This window comes from Paenibacillus eucommiae (assembly GCF_017874215.1).
Classification (GTDB): Bacteria; Bacillota; Bacilli; order Paenibacillales; family NBRC-103111; genus Paenibacillus_AI; species Paenibacillus_AI eucommiae.
Genome location: NZ_JAGGLB010000005.1, coordinates 319,978 through 341,239 on the forward strand (window position 1 = coordinate 319,978; position 21,262 = coordinate 341,239).

19 protein-coding genes are annotated in these 21,262 nt (G+C 46.4%); 16 read left to right on the forward strand and 3 right to left on the reverse strand.

Annotation, left to right across the window (positions count from 1 at the left end; all coding sequences use genetic code 11):
• The first annotated feature begins 57 nt into the window (after positions 1-57).
• From uxaC to J2Z66_RS10810, 9 genes are all read left to right on the forward strand, one after another.
• Complete coding sequence (gene uxaC / locus J2Z66_RS10770) at positions 58-1,467, forward strand: glucuronate isomerase (RefSeq protein WP_209971383.1); 1,410 nt, start codon at positions 58-60, stop codon at positions 1,465-1,467.
• A gap of 297 nt (positions 1,468-1,764) precedes the next feature.
• Positions 1,765-3,963: an ABC transporter ATP-binding protein gene (locus tag J2Z66_RS10775; protein WP_209971384.1), complete on the forward strand. Its 2,199-nt coding sequence runs from the start codon at positions 1,765-1,767 to the stop codon at positions 3,961-3,963.
• Positions 3,953-4,456: a DUF1854 domain-containing protein gene (locus J2Z66_RS10780; RefSeq protein WP_209971385.1), complete on the forward strand. Its 504-nt coding sequence runs from the start codon at positions 3,953-3,955 to the stop codon at positions 4,454-4,456. Before J2Z66_RS10775 ends, J2Z66_RS10780 begins: the two co-directional genes overlap by 11 nt.
• A gap of 103 nt (positions 4,457-4,559) precedes the next feature.
• Positions 4,560-5,111, forward strand: a complete 552-nt coding sequence (lepB, locus tag J2Z66_RS10785) for a signal peptidase I (RefSeq protein ID WP_209971440.1) — start codon at positions 4,560-4,562, stop codon at positions 5,109-5,111.
• An 18-nt stretch (positions 5,112-5,129) separates the two neighbouring features.
• Positions 5,130-6,008 (forward strand): helix-turn-helix domain-containing protein, encoded by an 879-nt coding sequence (locus J2Z66_RS10790; RefSeq protein ID WP_209971386.1) that lies wholly within the window; start codon positions 5,130-5,132, stop codon positions 6,006-6,008.
• Between the two features lie 95 nt (positions 6,009-6,103).
• The gene (locus J2Z66_RS10795; protein ID WP_209971387.1) at positions 6,104-6,592 is read left to right on the forward strand and encodes a DinB family protein; all 489 of its coding nucleotides are present in this window, start codon (positions 6,104-6,106) and stop codon (positions 6,590-6,592) included.
• Positions 6,593-7,255: 663 nt separating this feature from the next.
• Positions 7,256-7,627: a GntR family transcriptional regulator gene (locus J2Z66_RS10800; protein ID WP_209971388.1), complete on the forward strand. Its 372-nt coding sequence runs from the start codon at positions 7,256-7,258 to the stop codon at positions 7,625-7,627.
• Positions 7,624-8,520 (forward strand): ABC transporter ATP-binding protein, encoded by an 897-nt coding sequence (locus tag J2Z66_RS10805; protein ID WP_209971389.1) that lies wholly within the window; start codon positions 7,624-7,626, stop codon positions 8,518-8,520. Before J2Z66_RS10800 ends, J2Z66_RS10805 begins: the two co-directional genes overlap by 4 nt.
• The gene (locus J2Z66_RS10810; protein ID WP_209971390.1) at positions 8,517-9,203 is read left to right on the forward strand and encodes a hypothetical protein; all 687 of its coding nucleotides are present in this window, start codon (positions 8,517-8,519) and stop codon (positions 9,201-9,203) included. Before J2Z66_RS10805 ends, J2Z66_RS10810 begins: the two co-directional genes overlap by 4 nt.
• Positions 9,204-9,930: 727 nt before the next feature.
• Here J2Z66_RS10810 and J2Z66_RS10815 read toward each other — a convergent pair.
• Together J2Z66_RS10815 and J2Z66_RS10820 are read right to left on the reverse strand one after the other, a co-directional pair.
• The gene (locus tag J2Z66_RS10815; protein WP_209971391.1) at positions 9,931-10,251 is read right to left on the reverse strand and encodes a hypothetical protein; all 321 of its coding nucleotides are present in this window, start codon (positions 10,249-10,251) and stop codon (positions 9,931-9,933) included.
• 115 nt (positions 10,252-10,366) lie between these two features.
• The gene (locus J2Z66_RS10820) at positions 10,367-11,581 is read right to left on the reverse strand and encodes a trans-sulfuration enzyme family protein (protein WP_209971392.1); all 1,215 of its coding nucleotides are present in this window, start codon (positions 11,579-11,581) and stop codon (positions 10,367-10,369) included.
• Positions 11,582-11,721: 140 nt separating this feature from the next.
• Here J2Z66_RS10820 and J2Z66_RS10825 point away from each other — a divergent pair, with 140 nt between their 5' ends.
• The 5 genes from J2Z66_RS10825 (at position 11,722) to J2Z66_RS10845 (ending at position 16,756) form a co-directional block, all read left to right on the forward strand.
• The gene (locus J2Z66_RS10825) at positions 11,722-12,684 is read left to right on the forward strand and encodes a uroporphyrinogen decarboxylase family protein (protein WP_209971393.1); all 963 of its coding nucleotides are present in this window, start codon (positions 11,722-11,724) and stop codon (positions 12,682-12,684) included.
• 69 nt (positions 12,685-12,753) lie between these two features.
• Positions 12,754-14,157, forward strand: coding sequence for an ABC transporter substrate-binding protein (locus J2Z66_RS10830; protein WP_209971394.1), 1,404 nt, complete (start codon positions 12,754-12,756; stop codon positions 14,155-14,157).
• A 102-nt stretch (positions 14,158-14,259) separates the two neighbouring features.
• Positions 14,260-15,144 (forward strand): carbohydrate ABC transporter permease, encoded by an 885-nt coding sequence (locus J2Z66_RS10835; protein ID WP_209971395.1) that lies wholly within the window; start codon positions 14,260-14,262, stop codon positions 15,142-15,144.
• Between the two features lie 27 nt (positions 15,145-15,171).
• On the forward strand, positions 15,172-16,014 hold the full coding sequence (locus J2Z66_RS10840) for a carbohydrate ABC transporter permease (RefSeq protein WP_209971396.1): 843 nt from the start codon (positions 15,172-15,174) through the stop codon (positions 16,012-16,014).
• 97 nt (positions 16,015-16,111) lie between these two features.
• A complete protein-coding gene (locus J2Z66_RS10845) occupies positions 16,112-16,756 on the forward strand; it encodes a GntR family transcriptional regulator (protein ID WP_209971397.1) in 645 nt (214 codons plus the stop codon).
• A gap of 475 nt (positions 16,757-17,231) precedes the next feature.
• Here the strand turns inward: J2Z66_RS10845 and J2Z66_RS10850 are convergent, their stop codons facing one another.
• Positions 17,232-18,278 (reverse strand): helix-turn-helix transcriptional regulator, encoded by a 1,047-nt coding sequence (locus J2Z66_RS10850; protein WP_209971398.1) that lies wholly within the window; start codon positions 18,276-18,278, stop codon positions 17,232-17,234.
• Between the two features lie 134 nt (positions 18,279-18,412).
• Here J2Z66_RS10850 and J2Z66_RS10855 point away from each other — a divergent pair, with 134 nt between their 5' ends.
• Together J2Z66_RS10855 and J2Z66_RS10860 are read left to right on the forward strand one after the other, a co-directional pair.
• A complete protein-coding gene (locus J2Z66_RS10855) occupies positions 18,413-19,300 on the forward strand; it encodes an SDR family oxidoreductase (RefSeq protein ID WP_209971399.1) in 888 nt (295 codons plus the stop codon).
• Between the two features lie 142 nt (positions 19,301-19,442).
• Positions 19,443-20,978: an N-acyl-D-amino-acid deacylase family protein gene (locus tag J2Z66_RS10860; protein WP_209971400.1), complete on the forward strand. Its 1,536-nt coding sequence runs from the start codon at positions 19,443-19,445 to the stop codon at positions 20,976-20,978.
• Positions 20,979-21,262 lie beyond the last annotated feature (284 nt).

The following is a 21,262-nucleotide window of genomic DNA, read 5'->3' on the forward strand; positions in this document are numbered from 1 at the left end:
TAATCTGCTAAGCAAATAAAGGGGTCTTAGCGGGGACATGAGGGGAGTAACGGACCTATGAAATCGTTCATGGATGAGCAGTTTCTGCTTGAAAATCAAACGGCTGTTAAGCTGTATGAGCAATTTGCAAGGGAAATGCCGATCATAGATTACCACTGTCACTTAAGTCCAAAGGAGATTTATGAGAATAAATCGTTCAAGACGATCACGGAAGCTTGGCTGTACGGCGATCATTACAAATGGCGGGTGATGAGAGCTAATGGCGTGGCAGAAAAATATGTGACCGGGGGCGAAGACGTCAGTGATTATGAGCGCTTCCTGGCGTGGGCCAGAACGGTGCCGATGACGATCGGCAATCCGCTTTATCACTGGTCCCATTTGGAGCTGCAGCGATTTTTTGGGGTTTATGATACGATTCATGAGAAGACTGCTCCGTTAATCTGGAAGAAAGTCAATGCTCAGCTGAATAGTGAAGGCTATGGGGCGAGGGATTTTATCGTCAAATCTAATGTGAAAGTCATTTGTACGACGGATGACCCCACAGACACCCTGGAGTATCATTTGAAAATAAAAACGCTTGAAAATTTCGATACCGCGGTGCTTCCTAGCTTTAGACCTGACAAAGGGCTGGAGATCAATCGCCGTGGTTTTGTGGATTGGGTAGCCAAGCTTGAGCAGGTATATGGTCATAAAATTGAAGACTATGATCAGCTATTGGCTGCTCTTGAAGCGCGTGTGCGGTTTTTCCATGCTGTCGGAGGGCGAGTATCGGACCATGCTCTGGATGAGCTGGGTTATGTGGAGTCTACGAAAGAGGAAGCTGCGGCTATTTTTGCAAAGGCCCTAAAGGGCGGTATGATCAGCATAGAAGAAGAGTATGCCTACAAAACATTCACACTCACTTTTCTCGGCAAGCTTTATTCCGAGCTAGGGTGGGTCATGCAGCTGCATATTCACGCTCACAGAAACAATAATTCCCGGATGTTTGGCAAGATTGGTGCAGACACAGGCTATGATTCCATTCAAGACGGTTCCATTGCTAGTCCACTGGTCAGGCTGTTGGATGGATTGGATAGCAGTGGTGAACTGCCCAAAACGATTTTATATTCACTTAATTCGAAGGATAATGAGGTTCTGGGCTCAATTATCGGAAGCTTTCAGGGCGATGGCATTGCTGGTAAAATTCAATTTGGCTCGGCATGGTGGTTTAATGATACGAAGGAAGGCATGCTCGACCAGTTAAAGACACTGGCGAATCTAGGTCTTCTTAGCCGGTTTGTCGGTATGCTCACAGATTCCCGCAGCTTTCTGTCGTACACGAGACATGAGTACTTTAGGAGAATCCTATGCAGCTTGATCGGTGAGTGGGTCGAAAATGGAGAGGCCCCCAATGATATGGAGCTCATGGGAGCGATCGTTCAAGCCATATGTTATGGCAATGCCAAAGCGTATTTCGGATTTAAATGAAAAACGTCAGTTAGAGGGGAAGCCACCATGTTGGTTTCCCCTCATGCACTTCGACCTCTCGCTCACCCCACCTTCCCATTCACGCTCACGCCACCCACGATTTCACCTTCACCGTTAAGGCTTCCTTCGCGCTCTCCTAGGTGTTGTAATGTACTATTACTCAATGTTAAAAAAGTACTTGTTATTAGAAGCGAGAATGATTATAGTTGAAAATTATATGGAATAAATTGCCTCAAATTCATTATGATAGTGTATAGAATTTAGTGTATAGAACTTACCGTCAGGGGGAGAGCCAGGTTGTCTATTTTTGATCGACTTCCAGTGCATCTGCAGGAAACGCTTTCAGAGGAACCGTTATTTACTGCTAAATCTGATCTGCAGGAGGATGGTAAATTTGGCGAGCTGTGGCTGGCTATTACAGAGAAGAAGGTTCTGGTATGGTCGGCAGAGGGCTCGCCGCTGTGTACATTAACCATGGAGGATGTGGTTGATGCCAGGGCAGTAGGCGCTATTGGGGGCGGTTCATTTATCGCTGATACGAAGGCTGGACCCGTTGTGCTTGCGAGATATACGGCAGCACTTTCAGCAATGTTCAGCTTTGCAGCGAAGCTGCTGGCAGCCATAGCGAAGGGGGAGGAACGACCGGCTGCAACGGAAAAAGAGTTTCCACGTTTTTGTCCTTCCTGCAGCATGCAGCTTGCCGAAGGCACACAGTCATGCCCTGTATGCAAGCCCAAAGGTAAAATTATTATCCGGATGCTGAGCTATGCCAAGCCTTACAAGCTGCAGATGGTGGGAGCGGCGCTTATGCTTATAGTCGCCACCTTGATTGAATTGATTCCTCCGTATCTTACGAAGGTTATCGTGGATGAGGTGCTCCAGCCCAAAAATATGGGCGAGTCCCTGATGTGGCTTGTGCTTGGTCTCGCAGCAACTGCGGTCGTACTCTCGATGATGCAAACCATACGCGGTTATATCGGCGTATGGATCGGAGCGAAATTAATGAGTGATATCCGCCGCGACATTTACAATAAGCTAATGGGCTTGTCGCTGGCTTTCTTCGACCGCAGGCAGACCTCGCAGTTTATCGGTCGTGTGAACAGTGATTCGGAATCGATGCGGCAGTTTCTAACTGACGGGATCATTTGGATCACCGGTGAGGTGTTAAAGCTGGTCGCCATTATGATCGTAATGGCTAACATGAATTGGAAGCTGACGCTTCTGGCCATGGTGCCAGTGCCCTTTATGCTCATCCTGTCGATGACCATCTGGCCGATCATCCGTGCACGCTGGTACCGGCAGTGGCGTTCGATTTTTCGCATAAATGTATTAGTGGGTGATTCCTTATCTGGCATTAGGGTCGTCAAAGCGTTCGGTCAGGAATCTTCAGAGAAAAACCGATACTCCGAAGCTAATAAAGAGGTCATGAAGCAGAACATCCGTGTCGACGGTATGTGGCAGGGGATTTTCCCCGTGTTCTCCCTTATTGCTGGAGTAAGCATTTTGTTAGTTTGGTTTTATGGTGGTCAGTCTGTGCTTCAAGGAACGATGACGCTCGGCGTCCTGATGGCACTTATTGCTTATCTGGGTATGTTTCTTGGGCCGCTGCAGTGGTTCAGCCAAGCGATCAACTGGGCTAACAGTGCGCTGTCTTCGGCAGATCGCGTGTTTGAGATTATCGATACCCGGTCGGAAGTGCCGGATTCGCCGAATCCTGTAGAGCTGCCAAGTATTAAAGGTGATGTCGTTTTCGACCAGGTTACTTATGGATATGAGAAGCATCAGCCCGTTCTTAAGAATGTGAACCTTACCGTAGCCGCAGGGGAAATGATCGGTCTGGTCGGGCATTCTGGAGCAGGGAAGTCTACTTTTATTAATATGCTTTGCCGCTTTTATGATCCGAATGAAGGAAGCATTTCGATTGATGGGATCGACTTGCGCAGCATCAGTCAGGAGGATCTTCGCAGTCAGATTGGCGTTGTTCTGCAGGAAACCTTCCTGTTTGATGGGACTGTGGCTGAGAACATTGCATATTCCAAGCCGGATGCGACGCCTCTTGAAATTATGCGTGCGGCGAAAATTGCGAATGCGCATGATTTTATCGTCAGCATGGCGGACGGCTACGATACACGCGTTGGTGAACGTGGTCATCGGCTGTCTGGAGGGGAGAAGCAGCGGATTTCTATTGCACGGGCGATTATCCACGATCCCAGAATTCTAATTCTCGATGAGGCCACTGCCTCAGTCGATACAGAGACAGAGCGGCAAATCCAGGAGGCGATATCGCGTCTTGTCAAAGGGCGCACGACGTTCGCCATAGCCCATAGGCTTTCGACTTTACGCAATGCCGCCCGGCTTATCGTGCTGGAGCGGGGAAAAATCATGGAGATGGGGACACACGAAGAGTTGCTCGGCAAAGAAGGAATCTACTTCAAGCTGGTGGAAGCCCAGAAGCAGCTTTCCGAAATTAGGGGGATACAGGGAAATGAGTGTTAATGATCCGTATGAAATTAATGTCCTGAGTCCAGACCATGTATCGTTTTGCCGGGGAGCGGGAGGCGTCTTTAAAGGAGTTATTGGCAGTACAGCTTACGAGGAGCTGGTCGTCTGCAGGGCGTTCCCTTATACCTATTTGACGAAGTATATTTCTGTGCGGAACTTGAAAGGCGAGGAGTTGGGCGTCATTGTCGAGCAGGAGCAGCTGGATGAAGAAAGCCGCAGCGAGCTGGAGAAGGAGCTGAGCATGCGATATTTTGCCCCGCAGGTTACCCGGGTAGATAGTGTTAAGCAGAAATCCGAGATGTGGGTATGGGAGTTACAGACGAATCTCGGTCCTACCCGGCTAACGATGCGCAATCTTCATGAGCATATGCTTTTTCCTGGTGACAGTCGTGTCATCCTGACGGATATGAACGGGAAGCGCTGCGAGATTCCAAACGTTCGCGCCTTGGATGCTCACAGCCGCAAGCAGCTGAAGGATATCATATAGGCAAGTGGTTGCTGACCCTGGTCAGAAGTTTTAAGTAGGGTTTCGTTTGTGGTACAATTTCATTGTGGAGCTAAAATTTCGAATGTGAGAGGTAACAGCCATGATGAAAACATTTAAAGGAGTAGGAGGCTGGGTGGGTTCGTTTGGAATCGCCTTTGCTATTGCTCTGTTTATTGGGATTTTTATATTCCAGCCCTATAAGGTGGACGGTCACTCTATGGATCCTACCCTGCATGACGAGGAAAGAGTCTATGTGTCGAAGCTTTCGCATACCTTTTCTTATTTGCCGGACTATGGTGATATCGTAATCGTGGACAGTCGTGTTGACAGAGAGCGTACTTTTAAAGACGATTTTATGGAGCATCCCTTATTCCAAATTTTCAAAGATACTAAAGAAGACCGTACTTTTTATGTGAAAAGGGTTATAGGAAAGCCAGGAGATGTTCTGGAGATCAAGGAGCATACGGTTTACCGCAATGGTGAGGCTCTAGAGGAGCCGTATATCAATGAACCTATGCGTGCTGGGCAGGATAACAAATGGACGGTACCCGATAATCATATTTTCGTAATGGGGGATAACCGTAATCATAGCGAGGATAGCCGAGTAATTGGTTTTATTCCGCTTAATCATATTATGGGTAAAAAAATTCTTTAGTTATACCTGGAGGCGCCTATGGATGCGAGATTGAATTCGCTGTTTCGTCCAACACAGGCAAATGGAAGGGTGGCATCTCACAGTTATGCGGAATGGATGCCCACTCCTTTGCTGAAGCCGTATGTCTCCTGCTATTGGACTTCTGAGCCGCGGCATGCTTCTGAGGTCCTTTTCTTTAATGACCATAAGCCGATAGATCGGGTTTTGCCGGATGGATGCAGTGATATTATTTTTGAGCATGATATCATTGCGGATAGGTATCAAGTTCGCTATTGTGGCATGTTTGATCAGCCATTTGCTATAGCTTATGATGAGCAGCGTCCGATTCGCAGGTTTGCTGTCCGGTTTTTCCCAGGTGGAGCTTACTTCTTTCTGCAAACAGCTCTTATCGAATTTACGAACCAGCATCTTGACCTGGAACTGGTTTGGCCGGGAATCGCAGGAGAACTCGGAGAGCAAATTTTCGAAACGAAATCGGTGAGCAGCAAAATTCAAAGCCTGGAGTATTTCTTGCTTTCTATGCTGGATTCGAGCCGGCAGGTCAATGATGATCTGATGAAAAATTTGCTTTACCCGATATTTATGTCGGGTGGAACGTTGAGCGTGCATGAGTTGGCTAAGTCTGAAGGGATTAGCCCCCGTCATATGAATCGGAAGTTTGATCAATGGATTGGTAAGAGTCCCAAGAAGTTTAGTGAAATTGTTCGTTTCCAGACTGCGCTTAGCCAGATTCACTTACGTTTGAGCCAGAAGCTGAATTGGCAGACGCTTGCTCTGGATTGCGGCTTTTTTGACCAAGCCCATTTCATTCGTGAATTTAAAAGGTACTATGGAGATTCACCCCTAGTGGCGGTGGCAGAATATCAGGGGATGTCCGATTTATACAATCCTTTGTAGGATGGAATAAGTTATAATGAAAGCAGCTTAGGCGATAAGGTGAAGGATCATGGTGAAAAGTTCATGGGAAATATGATGAAAAAAGAGGTGGATGTATGAGTGGTGTAATGCAAATTAGGGATCATTTATTGGACGAGCTTGAGCTGGCTGCCCGTACGAGCGGGGCTTTAATAAGCCGGATACAGGCAGCAGAGTGGAACTATCAGCCGCAGGAGGGCATGCGGACTTTGCTGCAGCTGGTTCATCATCTAATTGCGATTCCTGCTTCGGATTTGGCGATTATGCAGGAGAAAACACAGCCTGAGGTCGAACAGGTTGAAAACAGTGCGCAGCATCTAACAGATCCAGAGCAGCTGGTACAGCGGCTTAGGGAAAATGTTGACGCGTTAAAGCAGTATATCCTATCGCTGGATGAAGATGAGCTGCTGAATAAGTCAACAAAGGCGTTCTACCTGGAGCATGGCATGGTGCAAATCAAGTGGCTGATTGAAATCGTCACGCATTCGTTCCATCATCGCTCCCAGCTTTATAATTACATGAAGCAGTTAGGACATGACGTTAACTTCTTTATGCTTTATGGATAAGAGCAACATACATTAAATTATGACTCTCGCCCGTCTTCATTGGGCGGGTTTTTTGTTGTTTTGTTTTGTGTTGTAGGATCTGGAAAGAGGGTAAAAATGTGTGGAGGAAAATGTTAGGATACTTTATTGTGGTAACGCTGCGATGTGATGTTATATTTTGAAAATTCGAATAATGAAGCCTGTAAGGAGGCCCAAATTTTCATTATAGCCACTATCCCTTTTGCTCAGGAACCAATCGGCTGCTACTGATGCTTGCTGGCTATCCGTTTGAGCTTGGTGTTCGTGCGATTGTAGCTAAAGAGAGGGAAGGGATGTGGGAGGAAGAGTGATAGCGTCCGCCTTTAAAGATTTGTTCCAACCTCCACATCCATTCCATTCAGGGAACAAATCTTTAACAGCGGCTGGAGCCCACAGCCATTCCCTCCGTAATGCACCAATGACATGAACACGCACCTCAAAGGACGCCGCAAGGGACTGTTGACAAAAGCCAATTTTACGAAAAAGGACTTTTAGATTCCCAGTGTTTATGCGGGCTCTCAAACGTCAATTTCGTCAAAAAGGTAATTTGTCAACAGTCCCGCAAGGCATTTTTCTTATTGACAAAAATCATCGGAGCTTATATAGTTAGTTACATGAGTAATTAACCAGTTTGGTGGTGAGGTAATGGGGTTCTTGATAGATGACAGTCGTCCGATTTTCTTGCAGATTGCTGAAAGAATAGAAGAGGATATTATGGAAGGCGGACTGCCTGAGGAATCGCAGGTCCCTTCGACAAACCAGTTCGCGGCCTTTTACAAGATCAATCCGGCGACGGCGGCTAAAGGCGTGAACCTGCTTGTAGATCAAGGTATTTTATATAAAAAGCGAGGGATTGGCATGTTTGTGGCTGCAGGAGCGCGTGCGCAATTGGTGGAAAAGCGGAGAGAGCAATTTTTCGAACAGTATGTTGTGACTATGATTCAAGAGGCAGCAAAGCTTGGGATCACAGCTGATCAGTTGACGGATATGATTCGGAGAGGGGATAAATCGAGATGAGCAAAGTCGTAGAAGTCAGTCGGTTGACGAAGTCTTACGGAAACGTAACGGCGATTCATGAGGTAACTTTTTCACTGGAAGCGGACAAAATTTACGGACTTCTTGGAAGAAACGGGGCAGGTAAAACGACAATCATGCACATACTCACGGCACAGCTGTTTGCGACAAGTGGGGAGATGAAGGTGTTCGGCGAAGAGCCCTATGAAAACAACCGTGTGCTGAGTCAAATATGCTTTATCAAGGAAAGCCAGAAGTATCCGGATAATTATCGGATTATTGATGTGCTGAAGGTGGCCGCGATGCTCTTCCCCAATTGGGATGCTGGTTTTGCCAATCTGCTGTTGGAGGATTTCAGGCTCCCGTTGAAGCGGAAAGTAAAAAAGTTATCCAGAGGGATGCTTTCAGCTGTGGGCATTGTTGTCGGCTTAGCTAGTAGAGCTCCGCTTACGATTTTTGATGAGCCTTATTTGGGTCTAGATGCTGTGGCCAGAGGGCTGTTCTACGACCGGTTAATTGAAGATTATGCACTGCATCCACGAACAGTCCTTCTATCTACACACCTTATTGATGAGGTGAGCCGTATTCTGGAGCATGTAATGGTCATCGATAACGGAAAGCTGATTATCAATGAGGATGCTGAGGTGCTGAGGGGCCGGGCATTTACGGTAGTGGGCTTATCGTCTGCAGTTGAGGCTTTTACAGAAGGAAGAACAGTTATTGATCGCGAGTCTTTTGGAGGATTAGTGTCTATAACGGTTATGGGACATTTAGACGCCCGGGACAAGAAGGAAGCTCAGGAGCTCGGATTGGAAATCGCTCCCGTATCCTTGCAGCAGTTAATTGTCCATCTGACAAATGGGAAAGCGGATAGAAAGGCGGTAGATGCCAGATGAACCGTACGATGAGTGTAGTAAGAATGCACACGATAGATAAGTTTAATTGGATGATTCTCCCATGGATCATTATGTTTTCAAGTTTCACTGTGAATTTAATTATAGGGTACTTTCTTGGTGGAGAACAACCGATGTATACCGGAGGGATAATCTCGTTATTTATATTTTTGATGGTTATAGGTATCATTACGCCTGTTCAAATGTTTCCATTTGCTCTCGGGTTTAGTGTGAGGAGAAAGGATTTCTTTTTTGGAGTTACTTTAATTGCCGTCTTGTTTAGCGCGTTTTCGGCGATTGCACTTCTGCTGCTTTCACTTGTGGAAGGATGGACGGGAAGGTGGGGCGTGAATTTACACTTTTTTAGCTTGCCTTATGTGAATGATGGCTCCCGAATTGAGCAGTTTATCCTGTACTTTGCACTTATGCTGTGTTTCTTTTTCACTGGATTTATCATATCAAGCATGTACCGGAGGTTTGGAAAGAGCGGCGTCTTTACTTTCTTCATAGCTATCTTCCTGCTATTAACCATCATTGGGTTTGTTGGTAATTTCTATGGCTGGTGGCTGGAGCTCTTCAATTTTGTTAGCAAGCAGACAGCGTTCCAGCTCTCCTTATGTACGATTCCGGTCACAATTGTATGTGCACTATTGTCTTACTTAATGCTGCGTAAATCGACTATCTAGATGCAAAACCGGTAGGCTTGGAAGTATTCTGATGTTAAACGGTGCGGATCTTTACGGATCTTTACGGACATCAGATCCGTTATTTTAGAAATACAGAGGTTTTTGCGGAGCTTACGGACATGAAAGCCGTTATTAATGCTGAAACCGCACCAAAATCATAGATTTAGAGCAAATAACGGAACCTATGTCCGTAACTCTCGCTAAAAAGAGATAAATGGTAAAATAGCGGAACTCATGTCCGTAACCTTTACGTCCATAAGTGTGCTGGCCCGCATACTGGGCTCCAGCGATGTTATCTAAATGTAACGATGACTAGGAAGGGGAAGACGAAAAACGTAGCGTCCGCCTTCAAGGAACAAGTCTTTGACAACGGCCCTGCTGCACAGTCCTTCATTCACTCCTTCACTCCTTCTATCCATCTATCTATCCATTCCTGCGCCCACGTATGAACAGCACTCAAGCCACGAAACATGCATCTCAAATGACGCCCGCAAGGCGTCTATTTTTTTGTGAAAGTCTAAGTTATTTCCCTCAGGAAAGCCGTTTCTGCTGAGATTCCGTTTGTGTGTGGCATGTTCGTGCGATTGTTGCTGAGAGGGAAAGGTGTGGGATGAGGAACGATAGGAGCAGCTTGTCTACCCCGAATTGAGCGTGCACTTAACGATGTTTTTGATCATTAAAGGAGCGTTTCCAGGGCAAACTGTCACGTTAGTGATGATTTTCATCGTTAAAAGATGACGGATGGCCTCTGTGGGTGGTAAAAAGGTATTTTAACGATGTTTTTCATGGTTAAAGTAAGGTTGTGGAAAAGAGCATGTGCTTTAGCGATGTTTTTCATCGCAAAAGCACATGCTCCTTTCATCTCTTTATCCTTAGCACCTTTGGCCGCTAGAAAATCTCCTCCAATCAGAGAAAACTTTTGTTGGCTGTTCGTTTGAGCTTGGATTTCATGCGACTGGTTTTCGTGCGATTGTAGCTGAGAGAGGGAAGGGCTGTGGGAGGAAGAGCGGTAGCGTCCGCCTTTAAAGATTTGTTCCCACCCCCACATCTAATCCATTCAAGGGAACAAATCTTTAACAGCGGCGGGAGCCCACAGCCTTTCCCTCTGCCACGCACCTAAGCCACGAACATACGCCTCAAAGGAAGCCCCCAAAGGCGTCTTTTTATATGACTCTTGTCTCATTAAGCATTTGCGGTGTAATTGCGCTCAAGCCCTGCGCTAAATCACGAATAATATCGGCAGGGTCTTCAAGCCCTACGGAGAGGCGGATTAATCCGTCGCTAATGCCGAACTTCAGTCTCTCTCCTGCAGGAATGGAAGAATGCGTCATCGAGGCGGGGTGCTGCACCAGCGTTTCGGGATCACCCAGGCTGAACGATATCATGGCCAGCTTCAGCGAGTTGATAAATTGTTTGCCCGCCATGAGCCCGCCTTCGACCTCGAAAGAAACTATGCCGCCCATCGCTTTCATTTGCTTTTTGGCCAGGCTGTGTTGCGGATGAGAAGGAAGCCCCGGATAGTTCACCCGTCGAATAGAGGGCTGGGCATCCAGAAACTCGGCAATTTGCTGCGCACTGCTGCAATGTCTTTGGACGCGGAGCCCCATTGTTTTGAGGCCTCTCAAAATCAGGAATGATTCCCACGCATTCAAGTTTTGGCCCAGATCACCCATTATTTTTTTGCGCATAAAGTCTATTTGATGTTTTTTACCGACTATGATTCCTGCAACCACGTCGCCGTGACCGTTAAGGTATTTGGTAGCGCTATGTACAACTACATCAGCTCCGAGTAGAAGAGGCTGCTGCAAATAAGGCGTCATAAATGTGTTATCAACAATCATGGGTATTTGAAATTGCTTACATATCGTACTGAGCTGTTGAATGTCCAAAACTGTAAGGCATGGATTCGACGGTGTCTCAATATATAGCGCTTTTGTGTTCGCTTTTACGGAAAGCTTTACTTCCTCTAAGTTTGTGCAATCTACAAAATCAAATTCTATGCCAAACCTTGGTGCAAGCGATGTCAGGAAACTGTAGGTTCCCCCATAAACATCCTTGGTCACCAAAACATGATCCCCATGCTTCAAAAACGCTAACAAGGCTATGGATATAGCGGCCATCCCGCTGCTGACTCCCAAAGCATCTTCGCCGCCCTCAAGTTCAGCGACTTTCTGCTCTAATACCCTTAAAGTCGGATTTCCATATCGGCCATAATAGATGCCTTCTTGATCTCCCGCGACCACAGCTGCGGCTGTTTCAGCATTGGGGAACGCATAGGCTACTGCAGGAATTAATGCTTCAGAAATGGCTCCAGTCAAGGGATCGGGTGATTGTGACGAATGAATAATGCGGGTATCCATGCTCCAGTCCGTTCGCATAATCGGTGTCCTTCTTTCCTATTAAATAGCAATGATGACATTCGGATTGTAGATGATCGTATCTGAAGAAAACATATTGACAGGCTGATAATACTACTGATATCATCAACTTGTCAATCATTCGATTCGGGGGTGCTGTTTTGAATAAAAAGGAACGAGTTTTTGCTGCAATAAGAGGAGAGCAAGTGGATCGGGTACCAGTGGGATTCTGGCTGCATTTTCCTAAAGACAGTCATAACGGAGACCAGTCTGTTCAAGCACATGTAGATTTTTTCAAGCAAACGAATACAGACATCGTGAAAATAATGAATGAAAATCTGGTCCCTTGCACACATCAGATTAACAAAGCAACGGATTGGCAATATGTGCGTCCGATTAACATGAAGGACAAATTTGTGCTCGACCAATTGGATATCATCAAGAGAATTATGGATAAGCTTGGCGATGAGGCTGTTGTGATTACGACGATTCACGGGACTGTCGCTTCCGCATTTCATGCAAGGGGAGGCGGAGATGGATACGAAACGCTGCGTACTATGTTGTCCACTCATCTTAGAGAGGAAACGCAGATTGTTTCCGATGCTTTCCGTCATGTATCTGAGGGAGTCGCTGAATTTACCAAAGCTTGTCTGGATGCAGGAGCTCAAGGGATTTATTATGCTGCTCTTGGCGGGGAATCGAGCTTATTTACGGATGAGGAATTCGAAGCGCATATTAAGCCAAACGACCTGATGATTCTAGAAGCTGCACAAAGTGCAAGCGCATTTAATGTATTACATATGTGTAAAGAGCAAATAAATTTCCAAAGATACAAGGATTATAAGCCGGATGTAGTCAACTGGGCCGTGCATGATAATAACCTGACACTGCTAGAAGGTAAAAAGCTGTTTCCAGACAGCGCAGTAATCGGTGGATTGGATGACAGAAGCGGTGTTCTGGTTAATGGAACGGATGAGGAAATCGAACAGGCTGTCTACTCCATCCTCGATCAAATGGGCTCAAAGAAATTTATTTTGGGTGCTGATTGCACGCTGCCAACTGAAATATCTTACGCTAAAATAAAAACTGCTGTGGAAGCTGTAGAAAAATATAATAAAAAATAACATTAATACCGATATATAGGAAGTACGAAACAGTGAACCTGTTTTGATAAAAAAAGGGGAGTGAAATGAATGAGGAAAAAGACGTTATTTATGCTCGGTGTTTGCGCGTTAGCTATGGCCATTCTGATGACAGGCTGTGGCAGTGGAGACAAGAAAACGACCGAGACACCGGCAGGATCACCAGCCGCCGGCGCAACTGATAATGCCAACAAGGCTTTTCCCGCTGGCAAGCTGGTCATTTATGGTTATGGACAGCCGCAATTTCTAGGTGAGTTCTATAACAACTGGCTGGAGCGCAACAAGGAAATTGCCCCGGACGTGAAAATCGAAATTATCCAAACTGAAGGCGAGGCTGATGCCCGTCAGAAGGTAGTAACATCCTATGCTTCAGGTGCTTATGATGATATGCCTGACGTGATTCAAACGGCTCCAGTAAGCATGATCGATATGGCTGAAGGCGGCATTTTGATGGACTTGACCGAATTCCTGCAGCCGCTTGAGGACAAGCTGGTTGATGGGGCTTTGAATCAACTGAAATACAAAGGCAAAATCTACGGATTGCCAGATGCAGTAAGACCGCAGCTTATGTTCTACAACAAAGAAATATTCGATAAATATAACATTGATCCAGCTGAAATGGACACGGTTGAAGGTTATTTGGAAGTTGGACGCAAGCTTAAGGAAGCTAGCGGCGGCAAAGTGTTCCTTACTTATATTGATCCAGGTGCCAACACATGGAGATATTTTGGACGTAGAGGCTTTATGCCTCAAGCTAACGCCAAGATTTGGGACGATGCGGGGAATGTCGTAATCGATACAGACCCGGGTGCCAAGATGGCATTCCAGACCATTGAAACACTGGTTAAAGAGAATCTGGTTCTGAAGAGTGCCATTATGCAGCCGCCACTTTATGATGCAACCCGTAACGGTGAAGTTGCGACCTATGGTATTGGCGCATTCTGGGATGAATTCTTAAGAAAGAATGTATCCGATATGTCAGGAAACTGGAGAGTTATGCCTGCACCTGCTTATAAAGAAATTGGCAAGCGTGGAGCTCCGGTAACTAGCATGTTCAGCTTGATCAATAAGCCGGATGCTAAATATGCCGAGCTGTTCAAGAAGATCTGGTATGATTTCCATTTTGATGCTAAAGAAAGGCAAACATGGACAGAATCCATGGAATCACAGAACGCTCCATATGCAAATCCGATTACAAAGGATCTGCTTGCTGATGCATTCTGGAAACAGCCTTCTCCATTCTATGGCGGTCAATCGTTCAGAGAAATGGAAGGAGCAGGTCTTGCCAATGGCGCGGAAAACCTCCGCATCACGACTTCCGATGCTGAAGCGGACAAGATTATTTCCTCCGAAATCGAGAAATTCGTTGCTGGTGCACAAACGATGGACGAAGCCATCGCCAGTATGGGGAAAAACCTGAAAGCGAAAATCGGAAAAGCGACTCCGAATCAATAATGCAGTAAAACCAAATAAGCTTTGTATGGATGTTTCGATCTGTACAAGGCTTATTGGTTATAGTACGGTTAATGGAATACTTTTGAGTAAGGGTGGGGTATGATGACGGCCAATAAATTCATGAGGGCATTCAAAAAGTATCGGAATCCGTATCTGTTTATATCGCCATTTTTTTTACTATTTATTGTATTTCAGCTGTTTCCGATGGTTTGGTCCTTTTTTATTAGCTTTACGGAATGGAACGGGATGGGAGAAGCCAAGCAGGTCGGAATGAAGAACTACGTTACTTTGTACCATGACTACATGTTTTGGGATGCTGTAAAAAATACGTTTATTTATTGGGTTTCCGCTATCTTGCTGATCATTCCCCTGGCGCTTCTGATTTCTGTACTCTTAAATTATAGAAAGCTGCGGGCCAAAACCTTCTTTAAAAGTGTGACCTTTTTCCCTTATGTATGTGCGGCTGTTGCCATGGGCCTGATTTTCAAAATGATGTTTGATTATAATGCCGGCATTATCAATGAGCTGTTTGGTTTTTTTGGAGCGGCGCCTGTGGAATGGATGACAAGCATATCTTTATCCAAAATTCCGGTCATTGTGCTCAACGTTTGGCGCAACACACCCTGGTTTACGATGATTATTTTATCCGGTCTTCTGAGTATCCCTGAAGATTACTATGAATCTGCAAGAATAGATGGAGCGAATAGCTTGCAGCAGTTTTTCAAAATAACATTGCCGTCTCTCGGCAGCATCTTATTTTTCTGCTTTATCATATTGACGGTAGATTCCTGGAACATTTTCACAGAGCCCTTTATTTTAAAAGGTCCAAGTACTTCCAACATCTCCATGTTTCAATATATGTATGAAAATAGTTTTATTCTTTTTAAATTCGGATACGCCGCTGCAATTGGTTATGTACTGACGATGATCTTGTTCGTACTGTCGATCCTGCAGTTCGTTCTTATGAGAAAACAGGGTGAGGTCTAATACATGTTGACCAGGGGGCGGATGCCAATGATACAAGCCAAACCAAAAATGAAAATCTCCAGTTTATTTGTTTATATAGGGTTAATTGTGATCGCTGTCTTTTCCATTTTTCCGGTTATCTGGATGATGGGTATTTCCTTGAAGCCCGTCACTGAAAGCGTAGCCGGCTTCGGTGCGATGTATACTTCCCATCCAACTTGGCAAAATTTTGCGAGCATTTTCAAGCTTATGCCTTTTTGGCATAATGCCTGGAATAGTGTTTTCACCACATTGGTCGGTATGGTAAGCACGCTGTTCTTCTGTTCGCTTGCCGGCTTTGCTTTTGCTAAATTTCAGTTTCCTGGCAGGAATGTTTTGTTTTACGTAGTTATTGCCACCATGCTAATCCCTTTGGAGGTTGGGATCGTTCCTCTTTTTATCATTATGCGCAAGCTGGAGCTGATCAACAGCCTTTGGTCTCTTATTATTCCTAAAGCGGCCACGGCAGTAGGTATTTTCTATATGAGACAGTACATTATGGCTGTACCGACAGAGATTCTGGAATCTGCGAAGATGGATGGCTGTTCTGATTTCAGGACGTACCGCAGCATCATTTTACCGATTATTAAACCGGCTCTCGCTTCCTGGGCAGCCCTTACGGTGATTGCCAGATGGAATGATTTCTTTTGGCCGCTGATTTTTTTACGCACGAAGGAAAAGTTTACTTTAATGGTTTCGATATCCCTTCTGCCTGTAAGTGAGGGCTTGTCTACACCGTGGCCTGTGATTATGGCTGGTACTTCCATGGCAGTTATTCCTATTATGCTGCTGTATTTCATTTTTCAAAGATATCAGGTTGCAGGACTCTCAAGCGGTGCTGTAAAAGGTTAAGGCATTGATGATGATGTTATAGTATAATGGGGCAAAGCGTTCTTTAATACTCGTATTGAAGCCGAATTACACAAAATAATATAGTGCAGAGGTTATCATGAAAGCAAAAACGTCATTAAAGGATGAAATCCGTAGCAAAATCATTACGGAAATTACAGCAGGGAACTTCTCAGTTGACAGTGTACTTACGGAAAAAAAATTGATCGAAATGTTTAATGTGAGCAAATCGCCGGTTCGAGAGGCTTTGGTGGAGCTTTGTAATGAAAAAGTGCTGGAAAGCATGCCAAGATACGGCTATCGGATCGTGCAGCTGGATGCCAAAAGTATACTGGATGCGATTGAAGTCAGACAATTACTGGAGCTGTCGGCATTTGAGAAGACGATACCACATTTGAACGAAGAGAAAATTGATATCCTTAGAAGACATAACGAGGAGCACGACCGAAGCCGGATATCGGTGGATGTATGGACCCATTGGAACTACAACAATAAATTTCACCTTCTGTTGATCAGCTTTGCCGATAATCCATTGATGTACGAAATGCTTGAGAAAATACTGGGTATGCTATCCAGAGCGTATGCGCAATATTACTGGAATCGTTGGAAAACCATTATTTCCAGCATGGATATTGAGTCCCACTCCTCCATATTAAAAGCTTTGGAGCAGAAAGACTATGCTCTCGCGGCGGAAAAGCTGAAGGCGGACATTTTATTTGTGGGCGAGCAGCTGCGCATCAAATAAGAGTGCAGAGATAAGAGTGCTGCTACACTGAAGATTTTTAAGAAAGCAAGTTGTTGTTACGCTAGGCTGGGCACCCGATGGGTGCTTTTTTTGTTTGAAGTTACTGGAAAGCTATAAAGAAGTCCAAATTTTCATTATTGTCACTATCCCTTTCCCTCAGAAACCAGAGGTCTGGTGGCTGTCTCATCGGACTCCTCCGTTTGGTAGTGTTTGCTTCACTTAACGAAATTTTCATCGTTAAGTTAGTGTTTCCAGGTCAATATGTCACGTTAATGATGTTTTTCATCGCTAAATGAGGATTGAGGGCCTCTCTGGACGGTAAAAAGAGATTTTAACGATGTTTTTCATTGTTAAAATAAGTATTTGGTGCGCCCCCGGAGAGTTAGCGATGAAAAACATCGTTAAAGTTGACGGAAATACGCCTCAATTCCCTTCAACTCTTCACTTGGACAAAAGTGTCAATCTGATAAGAGGCTCAGTTCTCTTTACGATACAAAGCCATAATAGCCCTGGCTTCAGATATAACCCGGTCCCGCAGCTCTGCAGGTGCCAGCGCTTCTGCAAGCGGGCCAAAGCCCAGCAGCATTTCGCAGGCAGATTCCAGCGTATGGAATTCAACTTCGGCTTCAATGAGTCCGTTTTCCGCAGGATAAGTGTGCAGCACCCGGATATAGCGCTCTTGGGCTATGCGCGGCAGAAGCTTCTCACTTAGCCGCAGGTGGGCTGGATAGCGCGGCAGCTTAGATTTGAATTGCTCCGTGGATTGCCCCCAATACTGGGCCAGATCGAAATCAGCAGGAGGGGTGAATGTTTCCTCCAGCATTTGGGCATCAAGCAGACGGGAGATCCGATAGGTGCGCATTTCCTCAATCCCCTCGATCTCCACAACCCCCACAATCCCCTCAATCTTCGCGATTTCTCCGCTTTCCGCGATTTCTCCAATTTCACGGATTTTCCCGTAAACAGCTGCCACTAAATACCAGACGCTGCGTTTGGCCACTAGGCCCAAAGGATGGACAATGCGCTGCACAACAGCTCCATCCCGCTTGTAATGTATGGATAATTTACGCTGCTCCCAGACGGCTTCCTGCACGGCTGCCAAGTGGGGCAGCGATTCGTTTGACTGATGCCAGCCTGCGCCATCGACATGAAGGCGCTGCCTGACATATTCGGCGTCCTTCTGCACGGTGGCAGGCGATGCTGCGAGCAGCTTCTGAAAGGCGGCCTCGAAGTCGGCACCCATGCCCAGATCGCTGAGCAGGCTGGAGGAGCGAATGAGCAGAAGGGCTTGAATTTCTCCGGCCTTCATCCCCGTCAAATCGGTGCGGTAGCCTTCTGTCAAAGCCCAGCCTCCATTTGAGCCGCGCTCGGCATACACCGGAATGCCAGAAGCGCTTAGCGCTTCCATATCTCGATGAATGGTCCTCTCGGAAACCTCTAATTTCTCTGCAAGCTGCCTGGATGACAGGCGCCCGTGATTTTGCAGCAGCAATAATATAGACAGTAAGCGGTCTGCCCGCAAAGGCGATCCCTCCTTGAAGCTGGATTTGAAATGGATGCTTTTAGTTTATCACACTAATATGTCATTAGCTGTCATATATGTTGGGGTAAACTAATATAGACTCATAAATTAATGCTGATAGGAGCGGATATATAATGAAACCATTAGAAGGTAAGGTGGCGTTAGTAGCTGGAGCGACTCGTGGAGCGGGACGGGGAATTGCGGTCATGCTGGGGGAAGCAGGAGCAACCGTATATTGCACAGGCCGCAGCGTGCGTGGCAATCCTTCGAGCATGAACCGGTCAGAGACGATTGATGAGACAGCCGAGATGGTGACAGCGCGTGGCGGCAAGGGGATCTCCATCAGGGTAGATCATAGTGTGGAGGAAGAAGTGAAGGCTTTATTCGAGCGTGTGAAGGAAGAGCAGAACGGGCAACTGGATATTCTCGTCAATGATATATGGGGCGGGGAGTCTCTGACGGAATTCGATAAGCCATTCTGGGAGCATTCACTGGCGAACGGATTGCTGATGCAGGAACGGGCAGTTCATACACATATGATTACTAGTTACTACGGAGCACCGTTGATGGTAGCCCGCAATGAGGGGTTGATCATTGAAATTACCGACGGCTTTGATTATCGCTACCGCGGTTCCCTCTATTATAGTCTTGCCAAAATATCGGTTATTCATCTCGCGGCCGCGATGGCTGCAGATCTTAAACCGCATCGGGTTACAGCGCTGGCTGTGTCCCCCGGGTTCCTGCGCTCTGAGGAGATGCTTGATCATTTTAAGGTGACGGAGGCGAATTGGCGGGATGCGGTTCAAACTGAGCCTCATTATATCGAATCGGAAACGCCATATTTTATAGGGCGGGGTATAGCAGCGTTAGCTGCAGATACGAAGGTGGCGGAGAAATCGGGAAAAACCTTAACAAGCTGGGGATTATCCGACGATTACGGCATTCAGGATGTGGACGGAAGAAAACCACACTGGGGAAATTATGCGGCTCAACATGGTTTCTATGAGGACAAAGAGGAGTGACGGGGCGTTAATTAATCCCCGTTTTCTGCTAAAAAGCTTATAGCGTTCAACTGCCCTATCGTGTACAATTTATAGTGGATAAGAGCTATTCCAATAGCTGGAAGAAACGAAAAATTGCTAGCATCAGAGGAGGGTGGCCTGAATGATGTTTGATATTTTGATTAAAAGCGGATTTGTGATAGATGGAACAGGAGCACCTGGCAGCGTCCAGGATGTGGGTATCATTGGGGACCGGATTGAAGCGATTGGCGACCTGGCGGGAGCGGAAGCCAAGCAAACGATTTTTGCTGCGGGAAAAGTGGTTTGTCCCGGATTCATTGATGTGCACGTCCATTCCGAGCTGACCATGCTTGGGGGCATAGACCGGTTCGCGCCGCTGCAAATGGGAGTGACCACACAGCTCGCCAGTCCGGACGGATTCTCTTGGGCTCCAATGACCGAAGCGAAATTAAAGGAGCAAGCGGCATATCTTCATGTTTTTTATGAGGATGAGGGGATTGAGACGGACGGAGATATGTCTATTGAGAAGCTGCTTTCCCGATACCGCGGCCAGCTGCCGTCGAACTTGGCACTTCAGGTTCCGCATGGCTCGATCCGCGTTGAGGTGATGGGCTGGGAGAACAGAGAAGCAAGTGAGGACGAGCTCGGTCGTATGGAGCTTATGGTCAGGGAATGGATGGAAGCGGGCGCGCTTGCCTTCTGTACCGGACTGGAATACGAGCCGATGCGGCGGGCAAATCTGCATGAGCTTGTACGTCTGTCCAAGGTAACAGCTGAGTATGGCGGTATCTATGTAGCCCATCAGCGGGGTTATGCGGAGAAAGTGGAAATAGGTTGCAGTGAGACGTTTGCGATTGCCGAGCAAGCGAATATTCCAGTACATATTTCCCATTTCACAGTCGATGATGCTGCCGCGGCACAGATCGATTCGGCGCTTACCCGCGACATTCGGGTCACCTTCGATATGTATCCATACCCTGCAGGCTGCACCCACCTGCTTATGGGCTTGCCAGAGGTTTTGCAGTTGGGCTCACCGCAGCATGTCATGGAGCAAATTCGCAAGAAGAGCGTTCGCGAGGCATACGCGGATCAACTGCAGAAGGCTTTTCCTGCTGACCGTGTCCGCTTTGCTGCTGTAGGCTCTGCAGAGCCTACGGGCTGGGAGGGCAAGAGCCTGGCACAAGTTGCAGAAGAAATGAATCTGGACTTGCCTAATGCGATTTGTGAAATATTGCTGCAAACCAACATGCAAGCGCTTATGATTTACCACTGGCCGGAAGAGCGTTATAAATTTGTGGAACAAACATTTAAGCATCCGCTTCACATGATCAGTACGGATGGCATTTACGTCGGCCGCCGCCCGCATCCACGCGGGTATGGCACCTATCCCAAGGTGCTTGGAGAGTTTGTACGCGATAATAAGTGGCTCAGCCTGGAGCAGGCGATTTACAAGATGAGCGGCTTCCCGGCAGCAGCGTTTCATATTAAGGACCGCGGTGTACTGGCTAAAGAAAAGTTTGCTGACATCGTCATTTTTGACCCTGCTGTGGTAGATAGCCCTTCTACTTTTGTGAATCCCCGGCAGGAGCCTGTCGGCATTGACTGTGTGCTGGTTAACGGCCATATTGTGATCCGTGAGGGAGCCGTGCAGCCAGGTCTTCATGGGAGAGTTATATAAAAAAGCAGGCCTGATAAAAAAGGAAAGCATCTTCTCCTCTTTTTTTGTTATCTTTCTTCACTATACAGCAAATTAATTAGACCTAAAAGCCAACATGGTTTTTAGGTCTTTTGTTCTGAACTTACTGGAAAGTATAAGTTTACTTTCAGAAAGGAAGCACAGTTTTTCCCTATCGTCGCTATCCCTTCTTTACTCAGGAAAGCAACCTCTGCTGACTTAACGATGTTTTTGATCGTTAAAAGGAGTGTTTCCAGGTCAATCGGCACGTTAATGATGATTTTCAT